A 15,378-nucleotide genomic window follows, 5' to 3' on the forward strand; every position below is an offset into this window, starting at 1 on the left:
AAGCTGCCGAGGATCACGCACGTCCGCTCTGCGGCTCAGGCTCTGGCGGCCTGCCCGGTGTCATATGTCACCGAAGACCGTTTCCCGCGAGGAACCGACGGGCTGCCCGCAGACCTACCTCGTCCCTGGCCCACAGGCCCCACTTGGCCTGCCCCTCCTGCTGGAACAGTTCCGCGAACGTCCGCCACAGGTGTACGCGAAACCCGTCGGGTGCGCCACCTCGTGGGCGATGAACCCCGCCAGCGGCCCGTGCTCCGCGCTTTTCTCGAAGGACGGCCACGGCTGGAAACGAATCTCCTCCTGGAACGACCAGGCAGAGGTGGGATAGACCAGCCCGCCGTAGCGGTGTTGGGCCTGCCGGAGCCCGGCGAGCAGCACCGTGGCGTCCGCCTCGGGAAACGGTGCGAGCCGGGCGATGACCTCGGTGTCGTCCGGGTTGTCCCGCGTGGGGAAAGGAACGGTGCGGGCTCGTGCGGCGAGGAAACGCCGACCCCGGTCCGTCAGCCGTCCTGGTGTGTCGAGGATGTGCTGCATGAGGTCGTCATCATCTCTCCGGCGGAGGGAACGGGCCCTGTCCGAGGGCCCCGCGATCCCGAACACTTTCGACGGCGGTACAGCGGTACAGCGGACCCGCAACCAGCCCGTACTGCCGACGAGGCTGTCAACTGACCTTACTGAGAGCCGTCTTGTACTCGGCGGCCTGCTTCGGGGTCAGGTAGTGCGACACCCTGACGAGCACGGGCCCGTGGACGTAGTCGTACTCGGTGAACGCCGGGATCGACTTGGTGATGGCCTGGATGTACTTGGCGCGTGACGTCGCGTCCGCCGGGTCGGTGAACACCTCGATCGCGCCACCACGCTCCACATCTCCCTTCGACGTACCCGCCACATCGGACGCCGCGATCCGCGAATCGGTGAACGTCACCTTCGACGTGTACTGATTCGGCCGGCCGAGGAGATGGTTCGGATCGTCGGCCGCGGTGACGGTGCCGGACTGTTTCGCGGACGTCACGGTCACGGAGAGCTTCGTGAACGCGCTGCCGGCCGTGAGGGGCTCGGCCGCTCTGCCGCCCGAGTCGACGGCCGTGCCGGCCTTCGGGCTGCCACTGCAAGCGGCGGTCAGCAGGATGACGGTGATGGGCAGGACGGTACGGCGCATGAAGTCCCCCTGGTGGTGCGGGTGTTGCGTGGGGTCACAGTGCCAGGCCGCTTACCGAGCGCGGGCGGTTGTTGCCGGTCCGTGATGGTTCGTTCGGATCCGTTCCCCTTCGAGGTGCGCGAAGCGGGAGCGCATCGGGAAGCCCGCGAGCGCGGAGCCGGAACGTGTGCGAGTCCCGGAGGGGTGCACACCGCACAGCCCTCCGGGACCTTCTGGACCCGCCCACTCGAAGCCGAGCATCACGCTCGACAGGTACACGTGCCCCCGTCCGACCGGAGAGAACACCGCAGTGGACGCTACATAGTCGCTTCCGGAAGGACCGCCTCAGGAGCCTCCGTCGCGACCGTGCGGGCCCGGTACGCCCGGTACCCGAAGCCGGCCCCGACCGTCACCACCAGGAACAACACCGTGAACCACTGGAAGTACCAGTGCCCACCCGCCGGGTCGTACACGGCAGCCCGCGGCCACGCCAGGTTGACCGTCATGACAAGGCCGTAGAGCAGCGCCAGCGCGTTGACCGGTACCCCCCACCGGCCCAGGGAGAAGAGGCGCGCGCCCGTCTCGTCCGTGCCCGCCACCTCGAACTCGCCCCGCACGCGGCGGAACAGCAACGGGCCCGTCACCATCGCGTAGGCCAGGTACAGCATCACGATGCAGGTGGTGCCGATGGCGAGGAACGCGTCCGGGGAGGCGAAGTTGAGGAGGAGCAGGGCGGCCGAGAGGATGCCCACGACGATGGCCGGGGCGCTGGGCATGCCGGTGCGGGGGTTGACCTTGGACAGGCGGGCGGAGAAGGGGAGTTGGCCGTCTCGGGCCATCGAGAAGAGCATGCGGCAGGCCGCCGTCTGGATGGCGAGGGTCGCTACCGCGATCGCCACCACCACGTCCGCCAACAGGGCCTTGCCGACGCCGTCGCCGAGGCTGCTCGTGAGGACGTAGCTGAGGCCGTCGACGCCCAGGTGGCCGTCGGTCAGGCTGGGGGCGGCGAGGAGGCCGCCGAGGATGATCAGGCCGCCGAGCAGGCCCGCCGCGGTGAGCGCGGTGAGGATCGTGCGGGGCGCGGTGCGGCGCGGGTTGTGGGTCTCCTCGCTCATCTCGCCCGCGCTGTCGAAGCCGATCATCACGTACGCCGCCGTGAACGAGCCGACCAGCAGGGCGCCGAGCAGTCCGCCCTCCAGGCTGCCGGTCGTGTGGAAGGTGATGGTCGGGGTGCGCTTCGAGTGGGTCAGGAGGAGAACGACGATCAGGATCGCGCCGATGATCTCGGCCGTCACCCCGACCCGGTTGATCACCGACATCACGCGGTTGTCGAGGATGTTCACCAGCGTCGTCAGGACCAGCAGGATCACGCCCAGGACCGCCGCGTTCGCCGCGCCGTCCGGTGAGGTGGGTGCCGGGTCGCCGCCCACCAGCTGGAAGCCCGACCAGATCGCCGGCAGCACCATCTGGAGGGCCAGGGCGGCCGCTCCCACCACCACGATCTGGCCGATCACCATGATCCAGCCCGCGAACCAGCCGAAGGTCGCGTTGGAGAGGCGGGACGACCACTGGTAGATCGCGCCCGAGATCGGGTAGCGCGCGGCCAGTTCCGCGAAGCAGGCGGCCACCAGGAGCTGGCCGGCCAGCACGATCGGCCAGGCCCAGAAGAAGACGGGGCCGCCGAACGCGTACCCGAAGGCGAAGAACTGGAAGACGGTCGTCAGTACGGAGATGAAGGAGAAACCGGCCGCGAACGACGCGTACCGGCCGAGGCTGCGGTGCAACTCCTGGCGGTAGCCGAACTCCGCGAGGGAGCCGTCGTCGGGGGAGGGGGAGTGGGGCGGGTCGGGGCGTATGTCGGAGGGGGCTGTGGTGGTCACGGCGGCACCTGCCTTCGGCGCAGGAGAGCGGAATCCTGACGGCGACAGCTGAATTCCTGTCGGGTGACAGAAATTAGGGAGAGGCTGTTTCGGCCGCGTCACGCCGCCGTGTCCGCGGCGGGCCTAAGTCCTCACGCTCTTGCCTTCGCCACCAAAACGCGATACATCGTGTGTGTTGACGCTCGCCGCGCACTCGCGATATGTTCGGCCACGGATATTCGGAAGCGAGGTATGGCCATGCCGCCCAAGCGCCGCAAGCTCGGCAACCCGCTGGCACTCACCGTGCTGGTCACCCTCTGGCAGGGCCCGATGCATCCGTACGAGATCGCCCAGACCCTGCGGCGCCAGGGCAAGGACAGCACCACGAAGATCAACTACGGCTCGCTCTACACGGTCGTCCAGAACCTGGAGAAGCACGGCTTCGTCGAGGTCACCGACGTGGAGCGGCAGGGCAACCGCCCCGAACGCACGGTCTACGGCATCACCGACGCGGGGCGCGAGGAAGCCGTCGAGTGGCTCTCCGACCTGCTGGCCGTGCCGGTCAAGGAGTTCCCGATCTTCGAGACCGCGCTCCCGCTCGTCGGGGTCATCCACCCCGACGAGGTGGTGCGGCTCCTGGAGGAGCGGGTGCAGAACCTCGACCTCCAGGCGGCGAGCGCGCGCGGTGCGCTGGAGAAGTTGTACGAGACGCTGCCCCGGCTCTTCCTGGTGGAGAGCGAGTACCAGTTGCACATGGTGCGGGCGCAGGCGGAGTGGATCCGGGGTCTCGTCGACGAGATCAAGAAGGGCTCACTGCCCGGCGTAGAGGGCTGGCGCCACTTCCACGAGACGGGGGAGCTGCCGACGGAGTTCACCTAGACACGAAGAACCCCGACCGGGCTGTTGGAGCAGCCCCGCCGGGGTCACGAACCCCGAACTGACCCGCCGTGCGGCGAAGCCAGGCGATCGAGGTGCGGCACACCCAGGATAGCCGGGCGCTCTTCACGCGGATCAGTCGTGACCTTTCACATCGCACATCCGCTCATTCCTTGGAGAGCTGTCATGGGCAGTACCCGTGCGCCCGCGGTCGAGGCGCGTCAACTGATCAAGACCTATTCCCGCGATGTCACCGCCCTCAACGGCATGGACATCACCGTCGAGCCCGGCACCGTCTTCGGCCTCCTCGGGCCGAACGGCGCCGGCAAGTCCACCACCGTCAAGATCCTCACCACCCTCGCCAGGCCCGACTCCGGCACGGCCACGGTCGCCGGCCACGACGTGCTGCGCCACCCCGACCGGGTCCGCCGCGCGATCGGCGTGGTCGCCCAGAACTCCGGTGCCGACCCGACGGCGACCGGCCGCGAGAACCTCCAACTCCAGGGCAGGCTCTACGGCTTGAGGGGCACCGCCCTCACGGAGCGGGTGGACGAGCTCCTCGACCGCTTCACCCTCGCCGACGCCGCGAAGCGCCCGGTGAAGGGCTACTCCGGCGGTATGCGCCGCCGCCTGGACGTGGCGCTCGGCCTGGTGCACCGGCCCGAGGTGCTCTTCCTCGACGAACCCACCACCGGCCTCGACCCGGAGGCCCGCACCGCGATGTGGGACGAGATCGGCCGGCTCGCGGGGGAGGAGGGGCTGACCATCCTGCTCACCACGCACTACCTCGAAGAGGCCGACCGGCTCGCCGAACGCGTCGCGATCGTCGACCGCGGCCGGGTCGTCGTGGAGGGCACCCCCGACTCGCTCAAGGGCGAACTCCGTGGCGACGCCGTCCACTTGGAGCTGCGGGAAGCGGTCGGCGACGCCGGTCGTACGCTGCTGCGGAACACCCTCGTCGGACTGCCGGGCGTGCGCGAGGTGCTGGTCGACGGGCGCCGGGTCAGTGCCCGCGCCGACGACGGAGCGGCCGCGATGCCCGTCCTGCTGGCGGCGTTCGAGCGGGCCGGCGTCGGGGTCGCCAGCGCGACCGTCGCCCGCCCCTCGCTGGACGACGTCTATCTCCGCTACGCGGGCCGCCGTTACTCGGAGGCCGACGCGAACAGCACCGGGCAGTTCGCGGTCGCCGGAGGTGCGCGATGAGCACCGCCGTCTCGCAGACCTGGTACATGACGCAGCGTCAACTCATGGTGTTCGCACGGCAGCCCGCCTTCGCGATCATCACCCTCATCCAGCCGGTGATCTGGCTGTTCCTGTTCGGCAACCTCTTCAAGAAGGTCGTCGAACTCGGCGGCTTCGGCACCACCTCGTACCTGGACTACCTCGTCCCGGGCGTGGTCGTGATGAGCGCCCTCAGCTCCAACATGTGGGCGGGCATGGGCACGTTGGAGGAGATCCAGCGCGGCACGCTGAACCGCTTCCTGACCACTCCGGTCAGCCGGGCCGCGCTGATGAACGGCAACGTCGTCAACAACGGCCTCGTCACCGCGCTCCAGTCCGCGATCATCGTGCTCCTCGGACTGCTCGGCGGCGCCGACTACCCGGGCGGCATCGGCGGCATCACGATCCTGATCGTGGCCTCCGTGCTGCTGGGGACCATCTTCGGGGCACTGTCCAACGCGCTCGGCATGCTGGTGCAGCAACGGGAGTCGATCATCGGCATCAACACCTTCCTGCTGCTGCCCCTGACGTTCCTGTCCAGCGCCTTCATGGCGCCGTCCCAGATGCCCTCGTGGATGCGGCACATCGCCGACTTCAACCCACTCAACTGGGCGATGGTGGCGGGTCGTTCGGCGATGAGCGAGCATCCGGACTGGGGTGACGTGCTCAGCCGTGGCGGCGCACTGCTGGGGCTCGCGGTGGCGGCGGTATGGCTGTCGATCCGCACATTCAGGTCATACCAACGCTCGGTGTAGCGCCCCAAAGGGGCGCGGGGAACGGCGCGACCAGCCACAACACCGCCGCAGACGCCAAACAACCCAACCCGGCACCCCCATAGGCGCACCTACGCGGCAACGCCCTCCTGCTCCGCCTCGATCTTCGCGTTCCAATCCCGCTTCGACGCCTGCCACCCGTCCTCGTTGTGGCCAAGCCGCCAGTACCCGGAGATCGAAAGATCCTCGCGAGGGATCGCCAACTCGACGCGCAGCAGGGCCCGCAGGTCCTTCACGAAGGCCGCCTCGCCGTGCACGAAGGCGTGCATCCGGCCGTCCGGGAACTCCAGCGCCCGTACGGCCTCGGCCAGCGCCTCGCCGACGGGACGGTCCCCGCGGTGCAGCCAGACGACCTCGATGGCGGAGTCGATCTTCTGCTCCTCCTCGGGGCCGGAGATCTCCACGAAGGCGTGGGCCGTCGCGCCCTCGGGCAGCGACTCCAGCGCGCGGGCGATCGCGGGCAGCGCGCTCTCGTCCCCGGCGAGCAGATGCCAGTCGGCGCCCGCGTCGGGGGCGTAGGCGCCACCGGGACCATTGAAGTGGACGGTCTCGCCCGGCTGGACCCGGGTCGCCCACGGGCCGGCGAGGCCCTCGTCGCCGTGGATCACGAAGTCCAGGGTCATCTCGCGGTGCTCGGGGTCCCAGGCGCGCACGGTGTAGGTGCGGGTCACCGGCCACTGCTCGCGCGGGAACTCGGCGCGGATACGCTCCACGTCGAAGGGCTCGGGGTAGACCGCACCCCCGGCCGGGAACAGCAGTTTCACGTAATGGTCGGTGCAGGTGTCCGCCGAGAACTCGGCCAGACCCTCGCCACCGAGCACCACGCGCTGCATGTGAGGAGTCAGGCGCTCGGTGCGGACGACCTGCGCGGAGTGGGGCTTACGCGGCTTCCGTGCCGGACGTTCTGCCATGACGGCCTCCCAGATTCCCATGCTTAGGCTTACCTAAGTTAGCACTAGATTCTTTGTGATAGGCAAGAAGGCGAGAGCAATAACAATGCTTACGCGCCCAGCGTGGTGAGCAGTCGCTGCAATGATCCGCCCAGCCCCCAGCGCTCCGCCAGCGCGCTCACCAGCTCCGGGTCACGCGGGGCGTGCGGCAGTGTCGTGTCGACATCCGGCAGCGGTACGTCGTCGGCGACCCGGACGACCTTGGGCGCGACCGCGACATACGGCCGCGACTCGTCGAGGCGCTTGCGCTGCGAGGGGGTCAGCTTGGACTTGGGGTTGTCGATCGCGGCCATGATCCCGGGCACGTCACCGAACTCGGCGAGGAGTTTCGCCGCCGTCTTCTCACCGATCCCGGGGACGCCCGGCAGACCGTCGCTCGGGTCGCCGCGCAGCAGCGCCAGATCCACGTAGCCGCGCCCGTCGACGCCGTACTTCTCGCGCAGGAACGCCTCGTCGGTGACTTGGAGCATGCCGACGCCCTTGATCGGATACAGGACGCGGATGCCTCGGGCGTCGTCGACGAGCTGGTACAGGTCGCGGTCGCCGGTGACGATGTCGACCGGGCCCTTGGCGTGCGCCGTGAACGTGCCGATCACGTCGTCCGCCTCGTACCGCTCGACGCCCACGCGCGCGATGCCGACGGCGTCGAGGACGGCCTCGATGATCGGCACCTGCGGGGAGAGCGTGTCCGGCACCTCCTCCGCGTCCGGGCCGCTCTCGCGGACCTCGGCGACGCGGTGCGCCTTGTAGGTGGGGATCAGGTCGACCCGCCACTGCGGCCGCCAGTCCGCGTCCATGCAGGCGACCAGTTGGTCGGGGCGGTGGTCCTTGACCAGGCGGTCGATGAATTCGAGCAGCCCGCGCACGGCGTTCACCGGCGTCCCGTCCGGCGCCTTCACGGACTCCGGGACGCCGAAGTAGGCGCGGAAGTAGAGCGAGGCGGTGTCGAGGAGCATCAGTCGTCCGGTCACGTCTCGCATCATGCCGCACGACAGGGTCACGATCACCCCTCCATGTCACTCGGAGGGAGCAACACCGCCGGCTCCGGAAGGGCGAACACCCCTGCCTGGTGAGCTGGGCCACTCCTGTGTTTGCGCGCGGGAAGCCTGGGAAGGCGCGGCCTCGGAGCGATGCCGGTTGCACATTCAACCGTCGAGGGGCCTTCGGGTCTCCCGCCGTCGCCTCCCGTCCTGCCCCCGACCGAGAGGTACGCGTGTCAGCCAGGCTAGAAGCCGAGCATCTGTACAAGGTGTTCGGCAGACGACCCGACCAGGCAGTCGAACGACTCCGCGAAGGAGCCGACCGAGAGGAGCTGCGCGCCGAAGGCACCACCGCCGCCGTCATCGACGCCTCCTTCTCCGTCGCACCGGGCCAGATCTTCGTCGTCATGGGCCTGTCCGGCTCCGGCAAGTCGACCCTCCTGCGGATGCTCAACGGACTCCTGGAGCCGACCGCGGGCCGTGTCCTCTTCGACGGCCAGGATCTGACCGCGCTCGGCGACCGCGAACTCCGCGAGGTCCGCGCCCACAAGATCAGCATGGTCTTCCAGCACTTCGCGCTCTTCCCGCACCGCAGCGTCCGCGAGAACGCCGCCTACGGTCTGGCCGTGCAGGGCGTGCCCCGCGCCGAGCGCGAAGCCCGCGCCGGCGAGGCGCTCGCCCTGTGCGGCCTGGCCGGCTGGGAGGACTCGTGGCCCGACGAACTGTCCGGCGGTATGCAGCAGCGCGTCGGCCTGGCCCGCGCCCTCGCCACCGACGCCGACCTGCTCCTCATGGACGAGTCGTTCAGCGCGCTCGACCCGCTGATCCGCCGGGACATGCAGGACCAACTCCTGGAACTGCAGAAGTCGTTGAAGAAGACGATCGTCTTCATCACGCACGACCTCAACGAGGCCATGCGCCTGGGCGACCGCATCGCCGTCATGCGCGACGGCCGCATCGTCCAGACCGGCACCGCCGAGGACATCCTCGTCCGCCCAGCCGACGACTACGTCTCCTCCTTCATCCAGGACGTCGACCGCTCCCGGGTCCTCACGGCGAGCTCCGTCATGGACACCGACCTGCACGGCGACGAGGCCGACTGTGCCTGCGAGACCGCGATGCCGGACACACCGTTCAACGACCTCTGCGCGATCAGCGCCCGCCTCTCGCACGCCGTAGCGGTGCTCGACAAGGACCACGAACTGGTCGGCGTCGTACCCAGGCAGCGCCTGGTCGCCTTCCTCGGCGACGAGCAGCACGAACCCACCCCCTGTGTCAGTCCGCGCGACGGCGGCGAGAAGGTGACCGCCCATGCCTAGGCTCCCGCTCGGCGACTGGGTCGACTCCGGTGTCGACTGGCTCCTCGCCCACATGTCCTGGCTCTTCGACGCGATCAAGACGGTCGTCGAGGGCATGTACGACGGCATCAACGCGGTCCTCACCGCCCCCGAACCCCTGCTCCTCGCGGGCATCCTCGCCGTGATCGCCTGGTGGCTGCGCGGACTGGTCGCCGGTGTCCTGGCCTTCGCCGGGTTCCTGCTCATCGACTCGCTCGACCTGTGGGACCGGGCCATGTCGACGCTCGCCCTGGTGCTCGTGGCGACCGTCATCGCCCTGGTGATCTCGATCCCGCTGGGCATCTGGGCGGCCCGCTCCAAGACGGTCAGCGCGGTCGTACGGCCCGCACTCGACCTGCTCCAGACGATGCCGTCGATGGTGCTGCTGATCCCGGCGATCCTCTTCTTCGGCCTCGGCACCTCCGCCGGCGTCATCGCCACCCTGATCTTCGCGCTCGCCCCCGGCGTCCGCATGACCGAGCTGGGCATCCGCCAGGTCGACGCCGAACTCGTCGAAGCGGCCGAGGCGTTCGGCACCTCACCGCGCGACACCCTGCTGCGCGTCCAGCTGCCCCTCGCCCTCCCGACGATCATGGCGGGCATCAACCAGGTCATCATGCTCGGCCTGTCGATGGTCGTCATCGCCGGCATGGTCGGCACCGGCGGCCTCGGCGGCGCCGTCAACGAGGCCATCGGCCAGCTCGACATCGGCTTCGGCTTCGAGGCGGGCGTCGGCATCGTCGTCCTCGCCATCTACCTCGACCGCATGACCAGCGCGCTCGGCACCCAGATCTCCCCGCTGGGCCGCCGCGCCGCCGCGAAGGCCCGCGCGGCAGGCAACGAGAAGCCCTGGAACTACCGCCCCCGCCCCGCGTTCGCCGTGATCGGCGTGGTCGTCCTCGCCCTCGTCGCCAGCGGCATCGGCGTCTTCGGCTCCTCCCCCGGCACCAAGGCGACCTCCGCCACGGACGTCGGCAAGGGCAAGAACATCACCATCGGCTACATCCCCTGGGACGAGGGCATCGCCTCCACCTTCCTCTGGAAGGAGATCCTGGAGGAGCGCGGCTACAAGGTGACGACCACCCAGTACGCGGCAGGCCCGCTGTACACCGGTGTCGCCACCGGCCAGGTCGACTTCCAGACCGACGCCTGGCTGCCCACCACGCACGCCGAGTACTGGAAGAAGTACGGCAAGCAGCTCGACGACCTCGGCAGCTGGTACGGCTCCACGTCCCTGGAGCTGACCGTCCCGGCGTACATGAAGGACGTCAACACCCTGGCGGACCTCAAGACCCACGCCTCCGAGTTCGACGGCAAGATCACCGGCATCGAACCGAGCGCCGGAATGATGGGCCTCCTCAAGACCAAGGTCCTCAAGGAGTACGGCCTCCAGGGCTCCTACGACGTCGTCGACGGCTCGACCCCGGCGATGCTGGCCGAGCTGAAGCGGGCGTACGCCAAGAAGCAGCCGATCGTCGTCACGCTCTGGTCGCCGCACTGGGCGTACAGCGACTACAAGCTGAAGAAGCTCAAGGACCCCAAGAACGCCTGGGGCAAGGGCGACGGCGTGCACACCGTGGCGCGCAAGGGCTTCGCCGACGACAACCCCGACGTCGGCACGTGGCTGAAGGACTTCAGGATGACCGAGAGCCAGCTCACCGGTCTTGAGGCGCAGATCCAGAAGTCGGGCAAGGGCGAGGAGCAGGACGCCGTCCGCACCTGGCTGAAGCAACACCCGGGCCTCGTCGACCAGTTGGCGCCGGTCACGAAGAACCAGAAGAGCCGGTAGGACCGACCGGAAGAGCCAGGCGGCCGGGGTGACCTGACAGTCCCGCAGCCGCCGTCCCAGAGGTGGGCCCCACCGCACGTTCCCCCCTTCGTGCGGCGGGGCCCACCTTTGTCGGTGCCCCGATCCGGTACGAAAAGGATCCGGCCAACCACATAGCGCTACGAAACCCCGCAATCAGGCCCGAGAGGTGAGCGGGAACACAGGCGACCGCGTACGCATTGAAGAGTAGAGAGGAAGTCTCCCGCCGATCGAGGGTCGGCGGGCCCGTGCGGACTGGCCAGAACCATGACGTCCGATCGCACGCTGTGTGACGTGGATGTGACAGGCGCATGAAACGGTTTGCCGAACATGCGTAGGGTGCAGAGAACTCATCAGAGGCAACTGAAGACAGACGAGCGAAGGAGGGAGCCGGAGCGATGGGCGACCACAAAGAACAGCCCCTTCGGGTGGGCGCGGCCGTACGGCGACGCCGCCGCGCGCTGTCCCTGACCCTCGCCGTCGTGGCCGAACGCAGCGGCCTGTCGGTGCCCTTCCTGAGCCAGGTCGAGAACGACCGGGCCCGCCCCAGCCGAAGCTCCCTGGAGAAGGTGGCCGACGCCCTGCGCACCACGGCCGTCGAACTTCTCGCCGCCGCCGACCCCGCGTGCAGCGTCGACGTCGTACGCGCGGAGGAGCCCGAGTCGGTCGGGGCACCCCGGATGCGTTCCCTGGTACGCGGTCACCACCAGTTGCACGCCTCGGAGTTCACCGGTGACCATGACGCCGGGCGTGAATTCCAGCACCGGAACGACGAGTTGATGTACGTCGCGGACGGCGCCGTGGAGATCGAGGCGGAGGGGCGTGCGTACCGGTTGGTGCGCGGCGACACCATGTACCTCACCGGAGGCGTCCGTCACCGCTGGCGGGCGACCGTGCCGGACACCCGGGTGGTCGTGGTCGCGGTGGCCGAGCACATCGAGGCGGTCCAGGACCGCCAGCGCTGATGCGCGTCGTCTCTCTCGTGCCGTCGCTCACGGAGGCGATCGCCGTATCGCTTCCGGGAGTTCTGGTCGGCGCGACGGACTGGTGCAGTCACCCGGCCGACCTCGACGTGACGCGCGTGGGCGGCACCAAGAACCCGAAACTCGACCCGATCCTCGCCCTCGCCCCCGACTTGGTGATCGCCAACGAGGAGGAGAACCGTGAGTCGGACCTGACTGCCTTGCGCGAGGCGGGTGTTGAGGTCCTGGTCACCGAGGTGCGTGACGTCCCGCAGGCATTCCGCGAACTCGCCCGGGTTCTCGACGCGTGCGGAGCGCCGACCCGCCCACGCTGGCTGGACGACGCGGAGCGGGCATGGGCTGAACTCCCGGCTCCCGCACGCCGATCGACCGCCGTCGTCCCCATCTGGCGCCGTCCCTGGATGGTGCTGGGCCGGGACACCTTCGCGGGCGATGTGCTGTCCCGGCTGGGAGTGGACCACGTGTACGCGACGCACGCCGAGCGCTATCCGCGTGCCACGGTCGACGAACTGCGGGCTGCGGCACCGGACTTGGTGGTCCTCCCGGACGAGCCGTACCGTTTCACGGCCGACGACGGCCCGGAGGCGTTCGCGGGTCTGCCCTGCGCGCTCGTCAGCGGCCGGCACCTCACGTGGTACGGGCCGTCACTGGGCGAAGCGCCACGGGTGCTGGGCGCGGCCCTGCGAGCAGCGCACCGCTGAGCAGGCCGCGGGCCGTGTGCACGGCGGCGGTGGCCCAGGCGGCGACCAGGACGCCGTAGAGGACGATCGCGAGCCCGTCGTAGACGGCGAGGCCGGTGTGGCGGGCCAGGGATTCGGCGCCGGTGACGCAGGTGCCGACCGGGAAGGTGAACGCCCACCAGGTCATTGTGAAGCGCATGCCGTGGCGGCGGGCGCGGACGACGTGTGCGGTGGCGAGGCCGAGCCAGAGCAGGGCGAAGCCCATGACGGGGACGCCGTAGAGGACGGCGAGGAGGCTGAAGCCCTGGGCGGAGGGGGCCGGTACGACGCCTGGGGCGAAGTCCGCGAACTTGCCTACTGCGGTGGTGGATTGGCCCAGCGGGCCCAGGACCAGGAACAGCGTCGGGGTGAGCGCGAGGGGCAGCGGTCCGCCGGTGACGAGCCGGGCGAAGACCAGCGGCAGCATCAACAGCGTTGCCAGCAGGCTCAGTCCGAACATCGCGAAGCACGCGAGGAGCAGCGTCTCCCGGGGCTGTCCGGGCGGCAGGTGGGGCACGAGGAGTGGGCCGAGCGCGGCGGACACCATGGGCGCGACGACGGGCAGCAGCCACACGGGGGTCGCCTGGGAAGGGTGCACCTTGTGCCGTACGGCCATCAGGTACGGGACGGCGACGGCGGCCGTGAGCCCGATGAGCGTCCCGGCGCCGAACAGCACGGAGTCGAGTACGACCGCCGTCCGGAGCCCGATCCAGTCCTGGCCTACGACCAGGGTGCCGCCGCCCACCGCCAGCAGGGCCATCGCGAGGCAGCCGTAGAAGGGGGCCATCGCCGGGTCGAGGAGATGGGCGCGGGCCTGGTCGCGGTGGTGGGTCCAGTGCAGGGTGCGGGCGGCGAGCAGGGCCAGCAGCATCGCGAGGGAGAGGGCCCAGACGGCGGTGCAGGCCGTGCGCAGTCCCGGGAGGTGGAGCGGGAGCCCGGCACCGGCCGTGGCGACGATGGCGGTGCCCATGACGGAGGCGTACCAGTTGGGTCCGAGATGACGAACGGCGGTGACCATGCCTCCACCGTCTCGCCGACTGAGACGCGCGACCAGGGAGTATGTGTCTATGGGGACATAAACTGGATTTATGAGCGGGAGTGAGACGGAAGATCAGCGCGGCGGGTCGATCGCGCACCGGGTGCCGGACCTCGGGGCGCTGGAGCTGTTGCTGGCGGTGGCCCGGCTCGGCAGCCTCGGCGCCGCGGCCCGCGAACTGGGCATCACGCAGCCGGCCGCCAGCAGCCGTATCCGCTCCATGGAACGACAGCTCGGCGTGGCCCTGGTCGACCGTTCACCGCGCGGCTCGACCCTGACCGACGCCGGTGCCCTGGTCACGGACTGGGCCCGCCGGGTCGTCGAGGCGGCGGCTGCCTTCGACGCGGGTGCCCAGGCGCTACGACACCGTCGCGACTCCCGGCTCCGCGTAGCCGCCAGCATGACCATCGCCGAGTACCTGCTCCCCGGCTGGCTCCTCGCCCTGCGCTCCCAACGCCCGGACACAGCCGTCTCGTTGCTGGCCGGCAACTCGACCACGGTCGCGGAACGGCTCCTCGCCGACGAGGCCGACCTGGGCTTCGTGGAGGGCCTGTCCGTGCCCGCGGGACTGGACTCCACGGTGATCGCCCATGACCACCTGATCGTCGTGACCGCCCCGACCCACCCGTGGGCCCGCCGCCAACGCCCGGTCCCGGCGGCGGAGTTGGCGTCGACGCCGCTGATCCTGCGGGAGGAGGGCTCGGGCACGCGGCAGGTACTGGACGCGGCGCTGGGTGGCCTGGCCCGGCCTCTCATCGAGTTGTCGTCCACCACGGCGGTCAAGGCGTCGGCGGTGAGCGGAGCGGGGCCCGCGGTGTTGAGCGAACTCGCCGTGGGGGAGGAGCTGTCGATGCGGAGGCTGGTGCGTATCCCCGTCGAAGGGATCACTCTCGCCCGGGACTTGAGAGCGGTGTGGCCCACCGGGCACCGGCCGACGGGACCGGCGCGGGAACTGCTCTCGCTGACGCAGGGCTAACGAGCCTTCGCGGCCGCTTCCACCAACGCCCGCATCACCCGCAGGTCTTCGCCCATCTCGGGGTGCCACTGCACCCCCAACACCCAGTCGGCGGAGGGGAGTTCGACGGCCTCCGGGGTGCCGTCCTCGGACCAGGCCGACACCGTCAGGCCCGCGCCCAGGCGGTCCACGGACTGGTGGTGGAAGGTCGGGACCGAGGTCTCCTCCGGAACCGCCGACGCGTACAGGGTTCCCGGTACCGGCTTCACCGGATGGTGGCCGAAGACTCCCGGGGTCTCCGCGTGGCCGTCTATGTGCTGGACGAGCGTGCCGCCGACGGCGACGTTGAGGAGCTGCATTCCCCGGCAGATGCCCAGGAGGGGGATGCCCGCGGTCAACGCGGCCTCGATCAGGGCGAGTTCCCAGGCGTCTCGGGCGGGAGCCGGTGGGCCGGTGCGGGGGTCGCGGTCGGCGCCGTAGCGGACCGGTTCCACGTCAGGGCCGCCCGCGATCACCAGGGCGTCCAGGCGGGCGACCGTCGCCGCGGCGTGTTCGGGGGCGTCGGGGGGCAGCATCGCGGCGAGGCCGCCCGCGCGCTGGACGAGACGGGGATAGCCGGCGGGCAGCAGGGCCGCCTCCAACTCCCAGGTGCCCCACCGTGCTCCGGCCTCCAGATACGTACTGATGCCGATCAGCGGCCTGCCCGCCATGCGCCCCTCCGACGTGAAGCGAATTGAATGGACT

15 protein-coding genes are annotated in these 15,378 nt (G+C 69.9%); 8 read left to right on the plus strand and 7 right to left on the minus strand.

Features of this window, described 5'->3' with window-relative positions:
• Window positions 1–114: 114 nt before the first annotated feature.
• The 3 genes from OG194_RS38180 to OG194_RS38190 form a co-directional block, all read right to left on the minus strand.
• Window positions 115–534, minus strand: coding sequence for a hypothetical protein (locus OG194_RS38180; protein WP_327405303.1), 420 nt, complete (start codon window positions 532–534; stop codon window positions 115–117).
• 127 nt (window positions 535–661) lie between these two features.
• Complete coding sequence (locus tag OG194_RS38185; RefSeq protein WP_327405304.1) at window positions 662–1,159, minus strand: hypothetical protein; 498 nt, start codon at window positions 1,157–1,159, stop codon at window positions 662–664.
• 296 nt (window positions 1,160–1,455) lie between these two features.
• Complete coding sequence (locus tag OG194_RS38190) at window positions 1,456–3,018, minus strand: amino acid permease (protein ID WP_327405305.1); 1,563 nt, start codon at window positions 3,016–3,018, stop codon at window positions 1,456–1,458.
• Between the two features lie 237 nt (window positions 3,019–3,255).
• Between OG194_RS38190 and OG194_RS38195 the strand changes: the two genes are divergently transcribed.
• The 3 genes from OG194_RS38195 to OG194_RS38205 all read left to right on the plus strand — a co-directional run bounded on the left by OG194_RS38195 (window position 3,256) and on the right by OG194_RS38205 (window position 5,849).
• Complete coding sequence (locus OG194_RS38195; RefSeq protein WP_327405306.1) at window positions 3,256–3,876, plus strand: PadR family transcriptional regulator; 621 nt, start codon at window positions 3,256–3,258, stop codon at window positions 3,874–3,876.
• 183 nt (window positions 3,877–4,059) lie between these two features.
• The gene (locus OG194_RS38200; protein WP_327405307.1) at window positions 4,060–5,076 is read left to right on the plus strand and encodes an ATP-binding cassette domain-containing protein; all 1,017 of its coding nucleotides are present in this window, start codon (window positions 4,060–4,062) and stop codon (window positions 5,074–5,076) included.
• Window positions 5,073–5,849 (plus strand): ABC transporter permease, encoded by a 777-nt coding sequence (locus tag OG194_RS38205; protein WP_327405308.1) that lies wholly within the window; start codon window positions 5,073–5,075, stop codon window positions 5,847–5,849. The genes OG194_RS38200 and OG194_RS38205 overlap by 4 nt, the downstream gene beginning before the upstream one ends.
• An 89-nt stretch (window positions 5,850–5,938) precedes the next feature.
• On the opposite strand, the gene OG194_RS38210 is transcribed toward OG194_RS38205, so the two are convergent.
• On the minus strand, window positions 5,939–6,778 hold the full coding sequence (locus tag OG194_RS38210; RefSeq protein ID WP_327405309.1) for a siderophore-interacting protein: 840 nt from the start codon (window positions 6,776–6,778) through the stop codon (window positions 5,939–5,941).
• Window positions 6,779–6,867: 89 nt separating this feature from the next.
• Window positions 6,868–7,797, minus strand: a complete 930-nt coding sequence (locus OG194_RS38215) for a 5'-3' exonuclease (RefSeq protein ID WP_327407347.1) — start codon at window positions 7,795–7,797, stop codon at window positions 6,868–6,870.
• Between the two features lie 233 nt (window positions 7,798–8,030).
• Between OG194_RS38215 and OG194_RS38220 the strand changes: the two genes are divergently transcribed.
• The 4 genes from OG194_RS38220 to OG194_RS38235 all read left to right on the plus strand — a co-directional run bounded on the left by OG194_RS38220 (window position 8,031) and on the right by OG194_RS38235 (window position 12,625).
• Window positions 8,031–9,116 carry a quaternary amine ABC transporter ATP-binding protein gene (locus OG194_RS38220; protein ID WP_327405310.1) on the plus strand — a complete coding sequence of 362 codons (1,086 nt, stop codon included), beginning with the start codon at window positions 8,031–8,033 and terminating at the stop codon, window positions 9,114–9,116.
• Window positions 9,109–10,923 (plus strand): ABC transporter permease/substrate binding protein, encoded by a 1,815-nt coding sequence (locus tag OG194_RS38225; RefSeq protein ID WP_327405311.1) that lies wholly within the window; start codon window positions 9,109–9,111, stop codon window positions 10,921–10,923. The genes OG194_RS38220 and OG194_RS38225 overlap by 8 nt, the downstream gene beginning before the upstream one ends.
• Before the next feature lie 416 nt (window positions 10,924–11,339).
• Complete coding sequence (locus OG194_RS38230) at window positions 11,340–11,906, plus strand: helix-turn-helix domain-containing protein (RefSeq protein ID WP_327405312.1); 567 nt, start codon at window positions 11,340–11,342, stop codon at window positions 11,904–11,906.
• Window positions 11,906–12,625: a helical backbone metal receptor gene (locus tag OG194_RS38235; protein ID WP_327405313.1), complete on the plus strand. Its 720-nt coding sequence runs from the start codon at window positions 11,906–11,908 to the stop codon at window positions 12,623–12,625. The genes OG194_RS38230 and OG194_RS38235 overlap by 1 nt, the downstream gene beginning before the upstream one ends.
• On the opposite strand, the gene OG194_RS38240 is transcribed toward OG194_RS38235, so the two are convergent.
• The gene (locus tag OG194_RS38240; RefSeq protein WP_327405314.1) at window positions 12,552–13,661 is read right to left on the minus strand and encodes a TDT family transporter; all 1,110 of its coding nucleotides are present in this window, start codon (window positions 13,659–13,661) and stop codon (window positions 12,552–12,554) included. The two genes, OG194_RS38235 and OG194_RS38240, sit on opposite strands and share 74 nt — an antisense overlap.
• 70 nt (window positions 13,662–13,731) lie before the next feature.
• Here OG194_RS38240 and OG194_RS38245 point away from each other — a divergent pair, with 70 nt between their 5' ends.
• Window positions 13,732–14,655 carry a LysR family transcriptional regulator gene (locus tag OG194_RS38245; RefSeq protein WP_327405315.1) on the plus strand — a complete coding sequence of 308 codons (924 nt, stop codon included), beginning with the start codon at window positions 13,732–13,734 and terminating at the stop codon, window positions 14,653–14,655.
• Here the strand turns inward: OG194_RS38245 and OG194_RS38250 are convergent.
• A complete protein-coding gene (locus OG194_RS38250) occupies window positions 14,652–15,344 on the minus strand; it encodes a gamma-glutamyl-gamma-aminobutyrate hydrolase family protein (protein ID WP_327405316.1) in 693 nt (230 codons plus the stop codon). The genes OG194_RS38245 and OG194_RS38250 overlap by 4 nt on opposite strands.
• Window positions 15,345–15,378: the final 34 nt, after the last annotated feature.

Source organism: Streptomyces sp. NBC_01288 (assembly GCF_035982055.1).
Classification (GTDB): domain Bacteria; phylum Actinomycetota; class Actinomycetes; order Streptomycetales; family Streptomycetaceae; genus Streptomyces.